This window comes from Sphingobium baderi (assembly GCF_001456115.1).
Classification (GTDB): domain Bacteria; phylum Pseudomonadota; class Alphaproteobacteria; order Sphingomonadales; family Sphingomonadaceae; genus Sphingobium; species Sphingobium baderi_A.
Genome location: NZ_CP013264.1, coordinates 2,535,404 through 2,553,977 on the forward strand (window position 1 = coordinate 2,535,404; position 18,574 = coordinate 2,553,977).

Sequence of the window (18,574 nt, forward strand, 5' to 3'; positions counted from 1 at the left end):
GCTTCTTCAAGAGGACGATCCTGATCGAGATAAGGTACGTTGAACGCCGTTACGGCGTCCACTCGTAATTTGAGCGATAGACGGCCTCGTCACCGCCAGCGAACTTCATGCTTCGCTTTTCCCACATATTAACGCCTTTGCTCAGCTTCGCTTCGTCTAACATCGCATCATACACTGCGGCCGAGATGAAGGTACAGTAGGGATATTCTCGATTATCGGAGAGCTTCGCCGCAAAGCTTGGCGGGCGGCCAATCCAAATTAGGTCGTTATTGTTGCGGATGCCCGCGCGTACCGCCCTGGAGATGCCGACATCGATACCGCAGGCTTGCCGAATCTTCACGTCATTGTTCTTTACCGAGTTGAACCGGGCGGTTGCCTTTTTCTGAATTAGATTTTCGGTCGCCCATTGTATCTTAAGCGCGGCCTTCACGGAGTTCGTTCGCTTCCTATCGCCGATAAACACGCCCATCACACGATCGCCATCGAAGCTTCGAATCTCGCCTCCTTGCGCTCGGATGATGCGTACCGAGCAATCCAGATAGGCGCGGATGATTTTCGCTGTGGTGTCCCAGGGGCAAACCTTTGCGATGACGCCCGATCCCGCGAGATCGGCATAGAGGAACGCGGCATCCAGCTTCACGGCGCCGTTTGACAAGGCGATGTCGTCCGATGTCGGTATTTTCTGACCGTCGCGCTCCTCGAACGCTGTTCCTAGAATGCCGTCGACGGCATTAGTGAGATCGTCTTTCAATGCCATCTGACTTACCCGCGAAACACGGGTATCCGGCTATGTTCGATTGCCGTCATCACCAGAAAGATCGCAAAAGGCAGGAAGGTCGCCAGCGTAATACGGATTGCGACAGCAATGGCCCGGTATTTCTCGCACAGAATGTGGGAATTGCGCCAGACTTGACCAAGCATGTCAGAGCGATAGTCCGCCTCGCTAGCCGCTTCGAACTCGTCCTTGAATTTGGTTTCCGTGCGGTCTCGGATTGCGGCGAAATAGATCAGGCTGCCCTGGCCGCCCTCAAGATCAGGAAAGTTGCACCGATAGAGAAATGTGTAGGACCCGACTAAGCCAAGGACCAGAAAAACAGCGGGAATGGCGATGTACCATTGTTTGAGATCACCAGCTTGTACATTGAGCGCACTGACCGTCAGTACAGCAGAATTGACGGTGAAGAGCCCAGCGACCTTGGTGTCAACGCGGGGGAAAAAGTTCAAGACGCGCGTCAACTGTGCTTCAATGACGGTCAGATCTTTCATGCTACCCCTCCGATAGGAGACGGTAACAAGTTCCGTCGGCGTAGCAAAGCGTGTTGTCTGCGCGACGCTTGGACGACGAGCGCGGATGAACAAACGACTGCTTTCGGGAGGATCGCAATTGGCCATGAGCTCCCGGGATGGACGCCAAAGCCAACGCGCCGTTTCGCTACCGGGAGTGTCCGCTAGTCTAATCGCGCTCCCGAAAGGAGCCTTTCCGGACTGTCCGATGAACGGTCGAGGGGAGACGTGAAACTGCCGCCATTAGGGGGATGTACAAAGGCGATTTTTTGCGATTGGTCCTGTTGGCTGAGTGATCGCGATAGCCGCCTGAACTGACCTGATCCCGCGAAGAGATGCAAATCCACGGCAGGCCGAACGCAAATTTCGACACGTGCCATTTCATTCTGTCGACATCGGGGCACGATCGCTCACCCGGAGCGTTAGGAGGAGGGGGCGATCGAAGGAGAATGTCATGCCCCGCGGAGATAAGTCGAGCTATACCGACAAGCAGAAGCGCAAGGCCGAGCATATCGAGGAAGGCTATGAGGACCGCGGCGTCAGCCATAAGGAAGCGGAACGCCGCGCCTGGGCTACCGTGAACAAGGAATCCGGTGGAGGCAACAAATCCGGATCGGGGCGTGGCAAGAAGGAAAGCCATGAATCTTCGCGCAAGGGCGGACGGAAAGGCGGATCGGGCCAGAGCCATGAGAAGCGCTCCGCCGCCGCCAAAAAGGGTTGGGAAACCCGGCGCAAGCAGGCGCACGGCTGATGTCTATCCACAAAATGATCGCACTTCATCCCAACGTGGGTGATGACTTCAACGAAATGCTCGCGACGGCCGCTCGCCACGCGATGTTCTGCGCCGAGATGTGCACTTCATGTGCCGACGCCTGCGTGGCCGAGCCGATGGACATGACGCAGTGCATCCGCTCCTGTCTCGACTGCGCGGACATATGTGCCGCGACGGCCCGCCTCGGCGTCAGGCGCACGGGGCAGAACATCGAGGTTCTGCGATTGATGCTCGAGAGCTGCGCGCGCGTCTGCGATCTCTGCGCCGAGGAATGCGCGCGTCACGAGCACGGCCATTGCCGGCTTTGCGCCGAGATGTGCCGCGAGTGCGCATCCGACTGCCGGACGGCGCTGCCGACTGTTCAGTAAGGCGGGGCCGATGTCCGTCACCGGATGGAAGCTGGACGAAGGCCAGCGCGCCGCTGCCGGCCGAGGTAAAGGCAAGCTCATCGGTGGGATCAACGACGATGGCGTGCCGACCGGCTTCGAAACGGGCGCGATCGAACGGAATCCGGAATGACGGCAGCAGCAACAGGAGGCGCTCATGGCGGACTTTGACGCCCTGCGCGACCGCATGGTCGATATCCATCTCGCCCGCCGTGGCATCCGGGACGAGCGCGTTCTGGCCGCAATGCGGGCGGTGCCGCGCGAGCGCTTCGTCGGCGAGGGCCTCGAAGAGTTCGCCTATGAGGATTCCGCGCTGCCGATCGAGGACGAGCAGACCATTTCGCAGCCCTACATCGTTGCCGCGATGATCGAGGCGGCCGAGATCGCGCCGGGCGACCGCGTGCTCGAGGTCGGTGCCGGTTCGGGCTATGCGGCCGCCGTCATCGGCCGGATCGCATGCGAAGTGATCGCGATCGAGCGTCATGCCCGGCTCGGCAAGCTGGCGGCGGCGAGGATGGCCAGCCTCGGCTACGACAATGTCGATATCCGTGTCGGCGATGGCACCAGGGGATCGCCCGAAGAGGCGCCGTTCGATGCCATCCTGGTCGCCGCCGGCGGCCCGAGCGTTCCCGAAAGCCTGCGTGAGCAGCTTGCCGTCGGCGGTCACCTCATCATCCCCGTGGGCGATCCGGGCGACCAGAAGCTTTGCAAAGTGAGCCGGGTGAGTGAGGATTGCTTCGAGACCGAGAATCTCGGTGCGGTCATGTTCGTGCCGCTGATCGGCGCGCAGGGCTGGCGCGAGGACGGCAGCCGCGCGGCCAGCAACCATGTACCGGGCGCCGCGCGCCAGCTGTCACTGCCCGAGATGATCGGCGAGGCCGCCGAACCGCTGCCGGCTTTCGATGATCCCGCATTCGGGACATCGTTCGATCGCTTCGCCGGGCGCCGCGTGGTGATGCTGGGCGAAGCGAGCCACGGCACCAGCGAATTCTACCAGGCGCGCGCGGCCATCACGCGGCACCTCGTCGCCCATCACGGTTTCACCATCGTTGCCGTCGAGGCCGACTGGCCCGATGCCGCAACCGTCGACCGCTACGTCCGCCATCGCCCTGCGCGCGAGGGCATCGAGCCGCCGTTCCAGCGCTTTCCGACATGGATGTGGCGCAACACCGATGTCGCGAATTTGATCGAATGGATGCGCAATCACAATGGCGCGATCCCCGACATGGCACGCCGCGCCGGCTTCCACGGTCTCGACATCTACAACATGTCCGGTTCGATCGGCGCGGTGCTCGATTATCTCGACCGGGTCGATCCCGAGGCGGCAGCCGTCGCGCGCGAGCGCTACGGCTGCCTGACACCCTGGCAGCGCAACCCCGCAACATATGGCCGCGCCGCGCTCAGCCGGGGCTATGCCGAATGCGAGGCGGCGGTGATCGCGCAATGCCGCGACCTGTTCGGCAAGCGGCTCGATTATGCCAGGGCGGACGGCGACGACTTCCTCGACGCCGCGCAGAACGCGCGCCTGATCGCCTCGGCCGAGCGCTACTATCGCGTCATGTATTATGGCGGCGCGGAGAGCTGGAACCTGCGCGACACGCATATGTTCGAAACGCTCGAGAATCTGCTGGACGCCAGGGGTCCGGACGCGAAGGCGATCGTCTGGGCGCACAACAGCCATATCGGCGATGCGCGCCATACCGACATGGGCATGGCGCGCGGCGAACTCAACATCGGCCAGCTCGCCCGCGAACGCTGGGGGGAGGGGGCGGCACTGATCGGGTTCGGCACGCACACGGGCACTGTAGCAGCCGCGACCGATTGGGACGGCGACATGGAGGTAAAGCGCGTCAATCCTTCGCGGCCCGACAGTTATGAGCGCCAATTCCACGACAGCGGCCGCAATCCTTTCCTTCTCGACCTTCGCGCCGAGGGTAATGAAGCTTTGCGCCGCCGCCTTGCCGAGCCCCTGCTGGAAAGGTTCATCGGTGTGATCTATCGGCCGGAAACCGAGCTATGGAGCCACTACAGCCAGGCTATCCTGCCCGAGCAGTTCGACGCATTCGTCTGGTTCGATGAGACCCGCGCCGTGACGCCGCTCGGTCCCGAGCATCACCGGGGTATGCCGGAGACTTATCCCTTCGGAGAATGATCGGGGTCGGATAGTGTGAGAAGATGCAGCCGGATCGATGCCCGGCTGCACCAGATTGGGTCAGAAGGGGTAGTTGATCCCGTAATAGCCATAGACCCCGCGGCCATATTCCCGGTCGAACGTGGGTTCGTTGCCGCTCGCATAGCGCGGCGCCTTCTCGAGGACGGCCTTGTCGAGGCCGACGACATAGCCGCCCTGGTCAGTGTCATATGTGAGTACGTCCCAAGGAAGCGGGTAATAGTCGCTGCCGATGCCAAGCAGGCCGCCGAACTGAAGCACGGCGTACTCGGCCTTGCCCGATCGCTTGTCGACCATGAAGTTATAGATCGAGCCCAGCTTCTCGCCCTCGCGGTTGTAGACGGTTGTGCCCTCCACCTTGTTCGAGGCGATCAGCCGGTTGGTCTCGTCCGTAGCGATGTCGGTCTGTGTCATGGTGTATCTCCTGCGCTGCTATTCTGGTCAAACGCAGAGCCGGGCATGATTTTCCCACCGAATAGCTATTGATCGCCGGAGCGAGCTTTCGGGCGGATCAGGTGAGCGGACTGAGTCCATCCGACACTAAGGCCCGTGATGTTTTACGGAAAAGCCTCTTTCGTCCGGCACTGCCCACAATGACCCAATATTGCTCGAGCCCGGTTCCGCCGGCAGCCGGGCGCCAGTGGGCTTCGATGGCCGGCACCGGGACGCGATCGCATGCTGCCGCTGTCTGCTCGGCGCTCATAACTCATCGACCCGATGGGCGGCGCCGGGCATATCCCGCGACGGCTCGCCCGACAGTTTCGGCCCCAGCCGGGTAAGAGCGTCGAGAAATCCTTCGTAGCGATCCTTCCCAATCGCCTGGGGTAGCCACCTGCGCCGTGTCGGGGAGCGGCGGCGTGCTGGTCAGCCAGAAGTGCACGAACAGCGCCAAAACCTCGTTCGACACCTCGATATGATAAGTGAGCCGGTCGGCCGACTGACCGTTGCCTCGATCCGGTTCGAGCCATCGGGCGAGAAGAAGGACGCCAGTGCCGCCTCGACAATCTGCGCCTGGGCAACGCGCTTGCGCAGCGCAAACTCGGCGAGCTGGGCCGACAGGTCGGGCGGGAGGCGGAAGGTGTGTTTGAGTCGTTTGGCGGTCACCGGTCTATTCCGTCCTTCGGGTCGAGCGATGCCTGGCGCGCGACATGGCGCATCCGGTCGGCCAGCTGGGCCAGCCGCCGATTGCGCGGCGTCCTCATTCCCGCCATCCTGGTCGCCGAAATCGAACTCACCGGTTAGCGCGAGGGGTTGCAGTGCAATCTCCTCATGGAGCGGCAATTCCGGCTCGCGGCGGATGCCGCTATAGGCCGGGTCGGTCGCCGGGGTCTTGGCCTAGCCCGTCTCCGCGCCACCGCACCGTGAGCGTGCATGGTTCCCCTGCCGGATGTAATCCCGGCCAATGACGAGATGCTCGCCCGTTTCGGCGACGCCGCGCACGAGGATATGGACATGGAAGTTATCGGTGTTCCAATGGTCGACCGCGACCCGTCGAGCCGGGCGCGGCCAAATTCTCGGCTTCTGCGGCTTCAAGCCGATGCGTGTCACGAAATTCGGCCCCAGGGCGGTAGAGAAGGATATCGAGACATGGCGCCGCAGCGCGTAGCGGCCTGCCGATTGAACCGGCGACTGTACGCCTGAGAGGTGATCGTCGTCTGGGCGACCGTCTCCGGCATAGCCACATCCTGCCCGAGCACGCTGCGGATGATGAGGCGGGCCGAGCGCGCCGCGATCTGCAGCGGCGCCCTCAGGCCCCCGCCGCGCCGCATGCCAGGACAATGGCGCGGGCTTTTTTTCGCGCAGGCCGAGAAGCCGATGCTCATCGTCGGTCAAGGTCCGCCGCAGCCGGGCTGCCGGCGCGGCGCAGTTCGAGACGTGCGAACAGGGTCGGCAGGACGACGCGGCCGTGATCGCGCGTTTCGCGCCAGCATCGATCCGTGACCCGCTGGATGGAACGCCAGTCATCGGAATTCGCGGCCGCGATTCCCACGAGCGGTCACTTCGCCTGAAATCACGAAACTTTCAGTAGGTCCGTGAGCAGGCTGCGTCGGAACCATAGCGCTGCTGAGCGGAGCGAGGCGGAGACTCGGCGAATCCCACTCTCCAGATGGTCATCGAATGACGCGCTTCCGCGTGGAATTGGCGTTTTGTCCGAAATTGCTTGGAAAAAGAAGCCTATCCTACGCCGGGTGCTTCCGTGAGCAATTCTCGGTGACGAAAAACCTCGCGCGCCCATTCGGGCAATACTTTGATTTATAAGGAGAAAATGGCGCACTCGACAGGATTCGAACCTGTGGCCTCCGCCTTCGGAGGGCGGCGCTCTATCCAGCTGAGCTACGAGTGCATCCTGTCCCCCGTAAATGGGGCCATGAAAATCGTCAATCTGCCGACTGCTTCCGTGGTGCTTCCGTGAGGATTTTTCCTCAAATTTCCGCTTCCGCAAGCTTCCGTCTAAAGTATTGTTTCTTCAACCCTTTTTTCGTCGTCACGCACCCCAAATTCAGCTTGACTTCCGCCTTCGGAGGGCAGCGCTCTATCCAGCTGAGCTATGGGTGCGTGGTGCAGGCCGCTTAGCAAAGGGCGGCGGCCCGCGCCAGCACCAAAATGGGGTCGCAAGCAATCTTATTTCGGGGCCTTCTGCATGGGCTGGAATTTGCCGAGGCCGCAACTCGCGCCGCGTTGTAGGCCGGGGCCGCTGCTTTGGAGCACAGTTATGATATCCACGGAACAAAGCTGGGACAGGCTGGTCGCATAGGAAAATTTCCTTTCGAAACCCAGGCTGGGGCAGCTGTCGGGCAAGGTGTTGCGATAGATTTTCCCGCCATTCATCATGAAATCGATCGTCTTGTCGTCCCGCACATTGGTGGACTGGATGGCGACGATCTGGACGCAATCGACCGGATCGCCGGCGGCGACCAGATTATCCGGCTTGGTCTTGGCGATCGCGGGCATGGCGGAGCAGATCAGGGCCGCGCCCAGGGCCATGGATGCAAGGCGGCGATAGCTGTTTTGAGCAGGCATGTTCATTCTCCTGTGTCGTGCCATAAGACGATGCGGAGCACGGCGATCCGTCAGCTTTTGCCATAATTCAACTGAACCGGACGATAACGAATCTCAACCTGCCTTGGTTGCGGGCGCGGGCGTCTTGGGCTTGTAACGGCACAGATCGGCAACGATGCAGCGCCAGCATTCGGGCTTGCGCGCCTTGCACACATAGCGGCCATGCAGGATCAGCCAGTGATGCGCGTCCCGCCGGAACGGCCCCGGCACCCGCTTTTCCAGCTTTTGCTCCACGGCAAGCGGCGTCTTGCCGGGCGCCAGGCCCGTGCGGTTGCCGACGCGGAAGATATGGGTGTCGACCGCGAACGTTTCTTCCCCGAAGGCGGTGTTCATCACCACATTGGCGGTCTTGCGCCCGACGCCGGGCAGGGTGGTCAGGACGTCGCGTTCCCGCGGCACTTCTCCGTCGAAATCGCGGACGAGTATTTCCGACAGGGCAATGACGTTCTTCGCCTTGGCATTATAGAGGCCGATGGTTTTGATATGCTGCTTCAGCCCTTCCTCGCCCAGGGCCACCATTTGCGCGGGCGTCTCGACCTCGCGGAAGAGGGCGCGGGTCGCTTTATTGACCCCCACGTCCGTCGCCTGCGCGGAGAGCACCACCGCGATGAGCAACTGATAGTCATTGCCATATTCCAGCTCGGTTCGTGGAGCTGGATTGGCCTCCGCCAGGCGGCTGAAAAATTCGAATATCTGCGTCTTGTTCATGCGCCTAGAGGCCCAGCACGGCCTTCATGTCGTATCGCCCGGCCGGTTGCGCGCTCAGCCATTGCGCGCCCTTCACCGCCCCGCGCGCGAAGATGACGCGGTTTTCCGCGCGATGGCCGATCTCGATCCGCTCGCCTTCCGTCGCGAAGATCACCTGATGATCGCCCGCAACCGATCCGCCCCGCAGCGCCGCAAAGCCGATCGCGCCCTTGGCCCGCGCGCCGGTGATGCCGTCGCGTCCCCGCTCGCTATGCTCGGCCAGCGCGATGCCGCGTCCCCGCGCCGCAGCTTCGCCCAGCAGCAGGGCCGTGCCGGACGGCGCATCGACCTTGTGCCGGTGGTGCATCTCCACGATTTCGATGTCCCAATCGTCCCCCAGCCGTGCCGCGGCCTGCTCCACCAGCGCCGCGAGCAGGTTGACGCCCAGCGAGGTATTGCCGGTCTGGAGCACGGCAATGGCCTGCGCGGCCTTATCGATCAGCGCATGATGCTCGCTCTCCAACCCCGTCGTGCCGATCAGGATAGGCTTACCCACCGCGACACAGGCATCGAGATGCGACGAAAGAGCCGCTGGCACCGAAAAGTCGATCAACACGTCGCTGATCTGGGCCAGCGCGACCGGATCGGACCCGATGGCGATGCCAGGCGCAAGCTCCCCGCTGCCGTCCCGATCCGTCCCGCCCGATATGGCAATGCCCGCTTCCGCCGCCGCCTGAGCGATGGCGCGTCCCATGCGGCCTGCCGCGCCGAAAATGCCTATGCTGGTCATGTCAGTTTCCGAATGTGGATTATGATCCGCCGATGCCAGAGCGGGCAGGCTTTGTCATCCCCCGCGCATCCGCTAAATCCGCCCGATGGACAGGGATATTCGCAACATCGTGATTCTCACCGGAGCGGGCATTTCCGCCGAAAGCGGTCTTGCCACCTTTCGCGGCCCCGACGGGCTGTGGGAAGGGCACCGGGTCGAGGATGTCTGCACGCCTGAGGCGCTGGCCCGCAATCCGGCTCTTGTCCACCGCTTCTATGACGAGCGCCGCGCCAGGCTCGACGCGGTGAAGCCGAACCCCGCGCATGAAGCGCTGGCCGCGCTGGATGCCGAATGGCCGGGAGACCTGTTGCTGGTCACGCAGAATGTCGATGACCTGCATGAGCGGGCAGGGACCAGGCGCCTGATCCACATGCATGGCGAACTGCGCTCCGCCCTGTGTGCCGCCTGTGGAAAGGCCGTCCCCTGGAGCGCGCCCTTGCCGCCGGAAACGACGTGCGCCGGTTGCGGCAAGCCTCGGCTTCGCCCTGACATCGTGTTCTTCGGGGAAATGCCCTATGAAATGGATGTCATCGACGAAGCGCTTCGCCGGACCGATCTTTTCGTGTCGGTCGGAACGTCGGGCGCGGTTTATCCGGCTGCGGGTTTCGTCCAGACCGCACGGCATGTCGGCGCACATACGCTGGAACTCAATCTGGAGCCTTCCGCGGGTAGCGTCTATTTTGACGAAAGCCGCATGGGACCGGCCAGCCTGTTGGTGCCCGCATTGGTCCGCGAGTTGCTCATCTAGTCCGGCGGCACTTCGGCAGGCGCATTGTCGGGCTGGTCGAAATCGGGCTGCTGCGGCTGGACTTCGTCTGGCTGGCCGGCGGGTGTTTCGTCAGGGGCAATCGGCGGCGGCGCTTCGGGCGGCGATTGCGGTTCGATGGTGTCGGGGGGCGGAACCCCGTCTGGTTGCGTTGCCACGTTTGTTTCTCCGGGAAAAAGGTTTGTTTCAGGTTTACGCACCGGGGCCGAACAGGGTTCCCGCCTTTTCTCGATTGCCCTCTACCCTTGGCGCTTGCCCTTGGACGCGCTTTTCTCTATGCCGCGCCGACCGGCGACCGATGCGGGCGTGGCGAAACTGGTAGACGCGCCAGATTTAGGTTCTGGTATCGCAAGATGTGGGGGTTCGAGTCCCTTCGCCCGCACCAGTGCGCCAGGCCCTTCACATCGCAGGCGCCAACGATATTCAGCTTAGAAAGCGTTTGAGAGAAAAGATGCAGACTGTCGAGACGTTGAACGAAGGCCTGAAGCGCGCCTACACCGTGACCATCACGTCGAAGGACATCGACGCCCGCGTCGATAAGGAAGTGCAGGCGATCGCGCCGCAGGTGCGGATGCCCGGTTTCCGCCCCGGCAAGGTGCCGGCCAATCTGGTCCGCAAGATGCACGGGGAATCGTTGCAGCGCGACGCGCTCAACAGCTCGATTCAGGATAGCATCCAGAAGCTGATCGCCGACAACAAGCTGCGTCCCGCGATGCAGCCGTCCGTCGAACTGGATGAGACGTTCGAATTCGGCAAGGACGCCGAAGTGAAGGTCGAACTGGAAGTGCTGCCCGAAATCGCGGCGCCCAGCACCGACGGGATCAAGCTGGAACGCCTGACCGCCGAAGTCAGCGACGCGCAGGTCGATGAAGCCGCCGGCCGCATCGCGACCCAGCAGGGCGCTCTGGAAGAATATGCCGCCAGCCACAAGGCGAAGGACGGCGACACGCTGACCATCGATTTCCTGGGCAAGATCGACGGCGAGCCTTTTGAAGGGGGCGCGGCCGAAGACATCAAGCTCAAGATCGGTTCCGGCCAGTTCATCCCCGGCTTCGAAGAGCAGTTGACCGGCGTCAAGAAGGGCGATGAGAAGACCATCGAAATCACCTTCCCCGAAGATTATGGCGCGGAGCATCTGGCCGGCAAGGCCGCGACCTTCGACATCACCGTCAAGGCGATCCTGAACGGCGACAAGCCCAAGCTGGACGATGATTTCGCCAAGTCGCTGGGTCTGGAAGGTCTGGACAAGCTCAAGGAGCTTTTGAAGGGCCAGATCGAGCAGGAACATAACGGCCTGACCCGCACCTATATGAAGCGCAAGCTGCTGGATCAGCTCGCCGCTTCGCATGATTTCGACGTGCCGCCCAGCATGGTGGAAGCCGAATTCAACCAGATCTGGGCGCAGCTTCAGCATGAAGCCAGCCATGAGGAAAATCCCGAAGCCGCCCTCAAGGAAATGGAAGCGGAAAAGGAAGACTATCGCGCCATCGCCGTGCGCCGCGTCCGTCTGGGCCTGCTCCTCTCGGAAATCGGCCAGGCCAATGGCGTTGTCGTATCCGATCAGGAAATGAACCGCCTCGTCATGCAGGCCGCGCAGCAATATGGCCCGCAGGACCGCGAGCGTTTCGTGCAATATGTCCGTCAGGATCCGATGGCCGCCGCTCAGCTTCGCGCCCCGCTCTATGAGGATAAGGTCGTCGACTTCCTCTTTGACAAGGCCGAAGTCACTGACCGCACGGTCAGCCGCGAGGAACTGGAAGCCGCGATCGAGGCCGACGACAGCGATCTGAAGCCGCACGTCCACGGGCCGGATTGCGGTCATGACCATGATCATGCCGAAAAGCCCAAGGCCAAGAAGGCTGCGCCCAAGAAGGCCGCTGCTGAAAAGGCTGAGGAAGCTCCGGCTGCCAAGGACAAGGCCGAAGCCGCTCCCGCCAAGCCGAAGAAAGCGCCCGCCAAGAAGGTTGCTGCTGCGGAAGCCGAAGCCGAACCCGCTGCCAAAAAGGCGCCCGCCAAGAAGGCCGCGCCCAAGAAGGCAGCCGCCAAGGCTGAATGATAGGGCGTCCGAGCCCTGACGAGAAGAGCGCCCGGCTTCCTTGAGAAGCGCGGGCGCTTTTCATTTCTGCCGCATCGTGGCAGACCGAATCTTAATCATGTTCGTGCATGGCGGGCCATGAACGGGCAGGGGGTTTAGGATCAGATGAAGGAATTTCCGGCAGTGAACAGCGGGGAGGGGATCGCCACGCCGCGCATCGCGGTCATCCTGCCCTGCTATAATGAAGCGGGCGCCATCGTGCGGACGGTGGAGGATTTCCGCCGCGCGCTGCCTGACGCCGACATCTATGTCTTCGACAATAACAGCACCGACGGCAGCCGGGAACTGGCGGCCGGGGCAGGGGCCATCGTCCGCCGCGTGGCGCAGCAGGGCAAGGGCCATGTCGTGCGCCGCATGTTCGCCGATGTCGATGCCGACATTTATGTCATGGCCGATGGCGACGCCACCTATGAAGCCGCCGCCGCGCCCCGGATGATCGCCGCGATGCTGGCTGACAATCTCGACATGGTGGTCGGTTCCCGCAAGAGCGAGGTGGAGGAAGCCTATCGCCGCGGCCACCGTTTCGGCAACTGGGCGCTCACCAGTCTGCTCAAACAGCTTTTCGGCCGCAGTTTCACGGATATCCTGTCGGGCTACCGCATCTTTTCCCGCCGCTTCGTGAAGAGCTTCCCCGTCCTGTCCGCCGGATTCGAGATCGAGACGGAAATCTCCGTTCATGCCCTCGAACTCGCCATGCCGGTGTCGGAAATCGTGACCGCTTACGGCGCTCGCCCGGAAGGTTCGGAGAGCAAGCTTTCCACCTATCGCGACGGCTGGCGCATCCTGCGGACCATCATCACCCTTTATCGCATAGAGCGGCCGATTCTTTTTTTCGGCGTCATCGCCGCGTTGCTGGCGCTTGCGGGCCTCATCCTGGCGGAACCCCTCATCGTCACCTATGTGCAGACGGGCCTCGTCCCGCGCTTTCCTACGGCGATTCTCGTCACCGGCCTCATGATCCTCGCCACGCTGTCGGCCATGTGCGGCCTTATCCTCGACACGGTGGTGCGCGGGCGCAGGGAGGTGCGGCGGCTCGCCTATCTGGCCTTCCGCGCGCCCTCCGATTTCGTCCACCGCGACTGAACGGGCCAAAGCGCGCACGCACCCCCTTGAACCATTCCGCTTTTGTGCCGATGTAGGGATCGGGCAAAAGCACCTGACTGAAAGAGCAAAATGACCGATATCATGTCCGATCCCATGGCCGCGCTGGTCCCCATCGTCATCGAACAGTCCAACCGGGGCGAGCGCAGCTTCGACATCTTTTCGCGGCTGCTGCGTGAACGGATCATCTTCGTCACCGGCCAGGTGGAAGACCATATGGCCTCGCTCATCGTGGCCCAGCTCCTGTTCCTCGAATCGGAAAATCCGAAGAAGGACATCTGGATGTATATCAACTCGCCCGGCGGCGTGGTGACGTCCGGCATGGCGATCCACGACACGATGAAATATATCCGCCCGCAGGTCGGCACCGTCTGCATCGGCCAGGCCGCTTCCATGGGCAGCTTTCTGCTCGCGGCGGGCGAACCGGGCAAGCGCATCGCGCTTTCCAATGCGCGCATCATGATCCATCAGCCCTCGGGCGGCGCGCAGGGCATGGCCAGCGATATCGAGATCCAGGCCAAGGAAATCCTGCGTATCCGTCAACGGCTTAACGGCCTTTATGCGGATTATACCGGCCGCCCGTTGGAAGAGATTGAGCGCGCGATGGATCGCGATACCTTCCTCGAAGCGGAAGAAGCGAAGGCGTTCGGTCTGGTCGATGAAGTATTCGATCGCCGGCCGGCCATCGCGGAAACTTCCGAGGGTTGATGCTTTGTCTTTACCGCGGCCTATCCATTTTCACCTCTTGTGAAACGGTCGCGCCGCGGTTTAGGATGACCCTTGGACCAATATCCCTCGCTTGAAGCGGCTTTTCGCGGGCGGCAGGGAAGGAAGAATGACGAATGACAAAGCTCACGGGCTCCGATTCTAAAAGTACGCTTTACTGCTCCTTCTGCGGCAAGTCGCAGCATGAGGTGCGTAAGCTGATCGCGGGGCCGACCGTGTTCATCTGCGATGAATGCGTGGAACTGTGCAACGACATCATCCGGGAGGAGACCAAGGGCGGTCTCGTCGGGCGGAAGGATGGCGGCGTGCCGACCCCGCAGGAAATCTGCGATGTGCTCGACGATTATGTGATCGGCCAGAACCGCGCCAAGCGTGTCCTGTCGGTGGCTGTCCACAACCATTACAAGCGCCTCAACCACGGCTCCAAGCCGGGCGAGGTGGAACTCGCCAAGTCCAACATCCTGCTCGTTGGTCCCACCGGCTGCGGCAAGACGCTGTTGGCGCAGACGCTGGCCAAGACGTTCGACGTGCCCTTCACCATGGCGGACGCGACGACGCTCACCGAAGCAGGCTATGTGGGCGAGGATGTGGAAAACATCATCCTGAAGCTGCTGCAGGCGTCCGACTATAATGTGGAAAAGGCGCAGCGCGGCATCGTCTATATCGACGAGATCGACAAGATCAGCCGCAAGGCGGAAAATCCTTCCATCACCCGCGACGTGTCGGGCGAAGGCGTGCAGCAGGCGCTGCTCAAGCTCATGGAAGGCACCACCGCCAGCGTTCCGCCCCAGGGCGGCCGCAAGCATCCGCAGCAGGAATTTTTGCAGGTCGATACGACCAACATCCTGTTCATCTGCGGCGGCGCTTTCGCGGGCCTCGAAAAGATCATCGGCGATCGTCTGGAAGCCAAGTCCATCGGCTTTGGCGCCCATGTCGCCGCGCCGGAAGAACGCAAGACCGGAGAACTGCTGCGTCAGAGCGAGCCGGAAGATCTGCTGAAATTCGGCCTGATCCCTGAATTTGTCGGCCGTCTGCCGGTCATCGCGACGCTGGAAGATCTCGACGTGACCGCACTGGTCAAGATTCTGGTCGAACCCAAGAACGCGCTGGTGAAGCAATATCAAAAGCTGTTCGACATGGAGAATGTGGAACTCAGCTTCACCGAAGATGCGCTGACCGCCATCGCGAAGAAGGCGATCGAGCGGAAGACCGGCGCGCGCGGTTTGCGGTCGATCCTCGAATCGATCCTGCTCGACACCATGTTCGACCTACCCTCCATGGAGGGCGTGGGTGAAGTGGTCGTTGACAAGGATGTCGTCGCGGGCAGCAAGGAACCGATCCGCGTATTCAGCGACAAGGAAAAGCGCGCCGAAGACGCAGCCTGACCGGTCTATGACATGATCGAAAAGGCCCGCCGGGAGCGATCCGGGCGGGCCTTTTTATTTTCCGGGTGAGGAGACCGGCTGATCTCCCCGCCAATGACGCTAGGGAACGGCCCGTTGCCTATCCTCGTCGCCTTTGGCTTGTCGAAGGCGCGCAGATGGGCCTGATAGGTTAGGACCATTAAGGGCCGCTGCCGCCTCTATCATTTGCAGCGGCAGGATCGGATGATCTTCGACCTTGGTGCTGCTTTGCGGTAGCGAACCTTTTCCGTCACATAGGTCGTGGTTGTCGTGGTCGTCGTCGCGGGATGAACCACTACCGTCGTCACCGTGGGCGCGGGATAATAATAGCCGTTCGCGTAATAACCGCCTCCGCCATGGCTGGTGACGCCTCCATCCGACCAATGCGACGGGCCGTCATAGGGCGGTGGCGCGTAATCCACGCCGGGCTCCCCTTCGACCGTGCCTTCGAAGCGGCCTTCATATTCCCCGCTATAGGCCTTGCCATCCTTGTCGCGCCAGGTGCCGACCCAACGGCCCTGATAGGCATTGTCATAGGTGACGGCATCGTCCGGTGCGCCCGGATCATAATCCACGCCGGCGCGTGGCGGGGGAGGAGCATCGCGGCCCCGATCCTCCGCCTTGTCGACGGCATAGCCCGCGGCCGCACCGACGCCTGCGCCGATCAGCGTGCCCGCCGTGCGATTGCCTCTGCCCGCGATGAGATTGCCCGCGACTCCGCCCACGACGGCGCCTGCAACCGCGCCACCCACGCCATTGTCCCGGCGTTCGGCGCGATCCTCTGCATATCCGCCTTCATGACGGTCCCAGTCGATGCCGCTGCGGCGATCATAGACGCGGCCATAGCGATCCGTCATGACCGCATCGTCATAATAACGGGACCAGCCATAGCCATAGGCCGGGGCGGGCAGGCCATAAGCGCCGTAATTGCCGATATAATAGGCCGGATTGATCCAGTAGCGCGGCAGGATATAGCCATAGACGGGACGGCGATAGGCGCCCCAGCCGCCCGGCGCCTGCCAGCCCGCATACCAGCGCCCGGCATGGCGCGGTCCCCAGCGGTGCCCGCCATTCCATCCATGGCCGGGCCGGGGGCCGGAGTAACTCTTGCCCATGACCGGCAGCGCGGCGCTGGTCACGCTCGTGCCGGTGCCCGATGCCATGGCGGGCGCGCTGGCCCCGCCCAACAGCATCGCGCCGAGGATAAGAATGCTCCGGGTCCGCATGTCCAAACTCCCTGTTCGCCGGGCAGGTGCGCGGCGCCCCCCGCCCAAATTACTAACAGCCTGTTTAGCATGGTGATCCGCGCCTTTCCAAGGATGGAGGGCGCACTGACCTGTCCCGAAACGGGTCAGGAAGGGAGGGTGGATGTCAGCCGATACGCGCGGCGATCCGGGCCACCAACGCTTCCAGTCCCGCAGCATCGCCTCTGTCGAACCGGGCGACAAGCGGACTGTCCAGATCAAGGACACCGATCAGCTCACCCTGATGCACGATGGGCACCACGATTTCAGAGGCGCTGGCGCCGTCGCAGGCGATATGTCCAGGGAAGGCGTGGACATCATCCACCAGTTGCGTCTGCCGCGTCTGCGCCGCCGTGCCGCAAACGCCCTTGCCCAGCGGTATGCGGATGCAGGCGGCTTTGCCCTGAAACGGACCAAGCACCAGTTCGCCGTCGACCATGCGATAAAAACCCGCCCAGTTGAGGTCGGGCAGCCATTGCCAGATCAGCGCCGCGATATTCGCCATATTGGCGATGGCGTCCGCCTCTCCGCTCGTCAGGGCATCGGCGGCGGAAAGCAGGTCCGCATAGAGCGCCGGCTTGTCGCTGTCTGCGGTGGGGGCAAAATCGAACATGGCGCGCATATAGGTTCCGGCCCGTGGGAATGCCACCATGACTTCGTGCGCGTGAACGCCCGGTTTCGGCTCAGGCCCCGCCGCGTCTAATCGACTGGCTTGCGGCGCAGGCTCTTGACCGCGCCCCGCTTGGCCTTCCCATCCATCCGCCGCGTTTTCGATGCCTTGGTGGGTTTTGTAGCCTTGCGATTCTTGGGCACGATGGTCGCTTGCCGGATCAGGTCGACCAGCCGCGCCGTCACCTCCTGCCGGTTCATGAGCTGGGATCGCGATCCTTCCGACCGCAGGATCAGGACGCCCTCCGCCGTCATCCGCCGACCCGCGATCGCGGCCAGCCGGTGCTTGACCGCTTCGGGAAGGGATGGGCTGTTCGCGACGTCGAAGCGCAGTTGCACCGCACTGTCGGTCGTGTTGACATGCTGGCCGCCCGCGCCCGTCGAGCGGACGAAAGTCTCGGAAATCTCATCGCTGTCGATGGCAATGGATCGGGTGATCTGGATGGCGGGCATAGCCGCGATGTAGCGCAAAGCGGGCCGATGCAAAAGAAGCGGAAAAATGACCCGGCAGCGAGGGGGAGGGGAGGAGCTGCCGGGCCATCCAATGTGCGCCATGGGACGCCGCAACAGATATATGCCGCGACTTGTCCGTTTCAATAAGAAACCAGAAAATTTGCGTCAGCGGCGCGGGTCAGGCGCCGTCGTCCAGATAATTCTCGCCAAATCCCGCCGCTTCGAATGTCGGCGGCAGCGGAGCAATGGCCTCGACGGCGGGCTTGCCGCTGCGCGGGACGCTCAGGAACCGGCCATGGAGCAGCATGGGTTCTCCAGCCGTGCCATAGACCGGATCGCCCACGATCGCGGCTCCAAGCGCTTGGGAGGCATGAACGCGGATCTGGTGCGTGCGCCCGGTGCGCGGCGTGAAGGCGATCAGCGCGCGGCCATCCTTTTCCGCGATCTTGCGCCAATGGGTGATGGCGCTCTTGCCCTTGGGATCGGCCACCATGCGCCAGCCCTCCGCCGCGCTGCTGATCTTGTTCAGCGGCATGTCGATGATGCCGCTTTCGTCCGTAGGCACGCCCTCAAGCACCGCAAGATAGCGTTTACCCACCGTCCCGGCCTCGAACGCGGCGGCAAAGCGTTTGTGCGCCTTGGGGTTGCGGGCCAGCAACAGGCAACCGCTGGTGTCCCGGTCCAGCCGATGCACCGCCAGTGGCCAGCGCTGAAAGCCGAAGGTCAGTGACGACAGATAATTTTCGAGGCTGAGCGATCCGTCGCGGGGCGCATCGACCGGCATCCCGGCGGGCTTGTTCAATATGATGGCTTCACCGTCGATGAAGAGGACTTTGTCATTGAGCAGGGACAAGGTAACGATCCGTTCGGAAAGGAAGGCAGGGGCGGGCGGGCCCTCCTATAAGGGGTGGAGACGATGAACAACAGCA

Annotated in this window: 22 protein-coding genes and 3 tRNA genes; 10 read left to right on the forward strand and 15 right to left on the reverse strand. The window is 62.5% G+C overall.

The window, feature by feature from the left end:
• Positions 1–49: 49 nt before the first annotated feature.
• Both ATN00_RS12515 and ATN00_RS12520 read right to left on the reverse strand, forming a co-directional pair.
• Positions 50–757: an adenylate/guanylate cyclase domain-containing protein gene (locus ATN00_RS12515; protein ID WP_062065061.1), complete on the reverse strand. Its 708-nt coding sequence runs from the start codon at positions 755–757 to the stop codon at positions 50–52.
• 5 nt (positions 758–762) lie between these two features.
• Entirely contained in the window at positions 763–1,266 is a 504-nt protein-coding gene (locus tag ATN00_RS12520) for a Pycsar system effector family protein (protein WP_062065065.1), read from the reverse strand.
• 472 nt (positions 1,267–1,738) lie between these two features.
• Here ATN00_RS12520 and ATN00_RS12525 point away from each other — a divergent pair, with 472 nt between their 5' ends.
• From ATN00_RS12525 to ATN00_RS12535, 4 genes are read left to right on the forward strand one after another with little or no spacing between them, the layout of a single operon-like run.
• Positions 1,739–2,035, forward strand: coding sequence for a hypothetical protein (locus ATN00_RS12525; RefSeq protein ID WP_062065068.1), 297 nt, complete (start codon positions 1,739–1,741; stop codon positions 2,033–2,035).
• Positions 2,035–2,424, forward strand: a complete 390-nt coding sequence (locus ATN00_RS12530) for a four-helix bundle copper-binding protein (RefSeq protein ID WP_062065071.1) — start codon at positions 2,035–2,037, stop codon at positions 2,422–2,424. Before ATN00_RS12525 ends, ATN00_RS12530 begins: the two co-directional genes overlap by 1 nt.
• Before the next feature lie 10 nt (positions 2,425–2,434).
• A complete protein-coding gene (locus ATN00_RS23440) occupies positions 2,435–2,575 on the forward strand; it encodes a hypothetical protein (RefSeq protein WP_156415276.1) in 141 nt (46 codons plus the stop codon).
• Between the two features lie 24 nt (positions 2,576–2,599).
• Positions 2,600–4,594 carry a protein-L-isoaspartate(D-aspartate) O-methyltransferase gene (locus ATN00_RS12535; RefSeq protein ID WP_062065074.1) on the forward strand — a complete coding sequence of 665 codons (1,995 nt, stop codon included), beginning with the start codon at positions 2,600–2,602 and terminating at the stop codon, positions 4,592–4,594.
• A 60-nt stretch (positions 4,595–4,654) separates the two neighbouring features.
• Here the strand turns inward: ATN00_RS12535 and ATN00_RS12540 are convergent, their stop codons facing one another.
• The 8 genes from ATN00_RS12540 to dapB all read right to left on the reverse strand — a co-directional run bounded on the left by ATN00_RS12540 (position 4,655) and on the right by dapB (position 9,149).
• Entirely contained in the window at positions 4,655–5,026 is a 372-nt protein-coding gene (locus tag ATN00_RS12540) for a PRC-barrel domain-containing protein (RefSeq protein WP_062065076.1), read from the reverse strand.
• Between the two features lie 921 nt (positions 5,027–5,947).
• On the reverse strand, positions 5,948–6,445 hold the full coding sequence (locus ATN00_RS23445) for a hypothetical protein (RefSeq protein WP_062065079.1): 498 nt from the start codon (positions 6,443–6,445) through the stop codon (positions 5,948–5,950).
• The gene (locus tag ATN00_RS23705) at positions 6,432–6,602 is read right to left on the reverse strand and encodes a hypothetical protein (RefSeq protein WP_197413597.1); all 171 of its coding nucleotides are present in this window, start codon (positions 6,600–6,602) and stop codon (positions 6,432–6,434) included. The genes ATN00_RS23445 and ATN00_RS23705 overlap by 14 nt, the downstream gene beginning before the upstream one ends.
• Positions 6,603–6,879: 277 nt before the next feature.
• A tRNA-Arg gene (locus tag ATN00_RS12555) sits at positions 6,880–6,956 on the reverse strand.
• Positions 6,957–7,100: 144 nt separating this feature from the next.
• Positions 7,101–7,168 (reverse strand) — tRNA-Arg (locus ATN00_RS12560).
• A gap of 66 nt (positions 7,169–7,234) precedes the next feature.
• Complete coding sequence (locus ATN00_RS12565; protein WP_420496684.1) at positions 7,235–7,633, reverse strand: hypothetical protein; 399 nt, start codon at positions 7,631–7,633, stop codon at positions 7,235–7,237.
• A gap of 93 nt (positions 7,634–7,726) precedes the next feature.
• On the reverse strand, positions 7,727–8,380 hold the full coding sequence (gene nth / locus ATN00_RS12570) for an endonuclease III (RefSeq protein WP_062065082.1): 654 nt from the start codon (positions 8,378–8,380) through the stop codon (positions 7,727–7,729).
• 4 nt (positions 8,381–8,384) lie between these two features.
• A complete protein-coding gene (gene dapB, locus ATN00_RS12575) occupies positions 8,385–9,149 on the reverse strand; it encodes a 4-hydroxy-tetrahydrodipicolinate reductase (RefSeq protein ID WP_062065085.1) in 765 nt (254 codons plus the stop codon).
• 85 nt (positions 9,150–9,234) lie between these two features.
• Between dapB and ATN00_RS12580 the strand changes: the two genes are divergently transcribed.
• Positions 9,235–9,936 carry an NAD-dependent deacylase gene (locus ATN00_RS12580; RefSeq protein ID WP_062065088.1) on the forward strand — a complete coding sequence of 234 codons (702 nt, stop codon included), beginning with the start codon at positions 9,235–9,237 and terminating at the stop codon, positions 9,934–9,936.
• On the opposite strand, the gene ATN00_RS12585 is transcribed toward ATN00_RS12580, so the two are convergent.
• Positions 9,933–10,112 (reverse strand): hypothetical protein, encoded by a 180-nt coding sequence (locus ATN00_RS12585; protein WP_021246784.1) that lies wholly within the window; start codon positions 10,110–10,112, stop codon positions 9,933–9,935. The genes ATN00_RS12580 and ATN00_RS12585 overlap by 4 nt on opposite strands.
• 142 nt (positions 10,113–10,254) lie before the next feature.
• Between ATN00_RS12585 and ATN00_RS12590 the strand changes: the two genes are divergently transcribed.
• The 5 genes from ATN00_RS12590 to clpX all read left to right on the forward strand — a co-directional run bounded on the left by ATN00_RS12590 (position 10,255) and on the right by clpX (position 15,261).
• Positions 10,255–10,339, forward strand: a tRNA-Leu gene (locus ATN00_RS12590).
• A 66-nt stretch (positions 10,340–10,405) separates the two neighbouring features.
• Positions 10,406–12,010, forward strand: a complete 1,605-nt coding sequence (gene tig / locus ATN00_RS12595) for a trigger factor (protein WP_062065091.1) — start codon at positions 10,406–10,408, stop codon at positions 12,008–12,010.
• 144 nt (positions 12,011–12,154) lie between these two features.
• Positions 12,155–13,132 carry a glycosyltransferase family 2 protein gene (locus tag ATN00_RS12600; RefSeq protein ID WP_062065094.1) on the forward strand — a complete coding sequence of 326 codons (978 nt, stop codon included), beginning with the start codon at positions 12,155–12,157 and terminating at the stop codon, positions 13,130–13,132.
• Between the two features lie 90 nt (positions 13,133–13,222).
• Positions 13,223–13,858 carry an ATP-dependent Clp endopeptidase proteolytic subunit ClpP gene (gene clpP / locus ATN00_RS12605; protein ID WP_062065097.1) on the forward strand — a complete coding sequence of 212 codons (636 nt, stop codon included), beginning with the start codon at positions 13,223–13,225 and terminating at the stop codon, positions 13,856–13,858.
• 134 nt (positions 13,859–13,992) lie between these two features.
• Positions 13,993–15,261: an ATP-dependent Clp protease ATP-binding subunit ClpX gene (gene clpX / locus ATN00_RS12610; RefSeq protein ID WP_062065100.1), complete on the forward strand. Its 1,269-nt coding sequence runs from the start codon at positions 13,993–13,995 to the stop codon at positions 15,259–15,261.
• 200 nt (positions 15,262–15,461) lie between these two features.
• Here the strand turns inward: clpX and ATN00_RS12615 are convergent, their stop codons facing one another.
• From ATN00_RS12615 to ATN00_RS12630, 4 genes are all read right to left on the reverse strand, one after another.
• Positions 15,462–16,505 carry an RcnB family protein gene (locus tag ATN00_RS12615; protein ID WP_062065103.1) on the reverse strand — a complete coding sequence of 348 codons (1,044 nt, stop codon included), beginning with the start codon at positions 16,503–16,505 and terminating at the stop codon, positions 15,462–15,464.
• A gap of 145 nt (positions 16,506–16,650) precedes the next feature.
• Positions 16,651–17,136: a GAF domain-containing protein gene (locus ATN00_RS12620; RefSeq protein WP_062068754.1), complete on the reverse strand. Its 486-nt coding sequence runs from the start codon at positions 17,134–17,136 to the stop codon at positions 16,651–16,653.
• A gap of 86 nt (positions 17,137–17,222) precedes the next feature.
• A complete protein-coding gene (gene arfB / locus ATN00_RS12625; RefSeq protein ID WP_062068756.1) occupies positions 17,223–17,645 on the reverse strand; it encodes an alternative ribosome rescue aminoacyl-tRNA hydrolase ArfB in 423 nt (140 codons plus the stop codon).
• A 178-nt stretch (positions 17,646–17,823) separates the two neighbouring features.
• On the reverse strand, positions 17,824–18,498 hold the full coding sequence (locus ATN00_RS12630; RefSeq protein ID WP_062065106.1) for an RluA family pseudouridine synthase: 675 nt from the start codon (positions 18,496–18,498) through the stop codon (positions 17,824–17,826).
• Positions 18,499–18,574 lie beyond the last annotated feature (76 nt).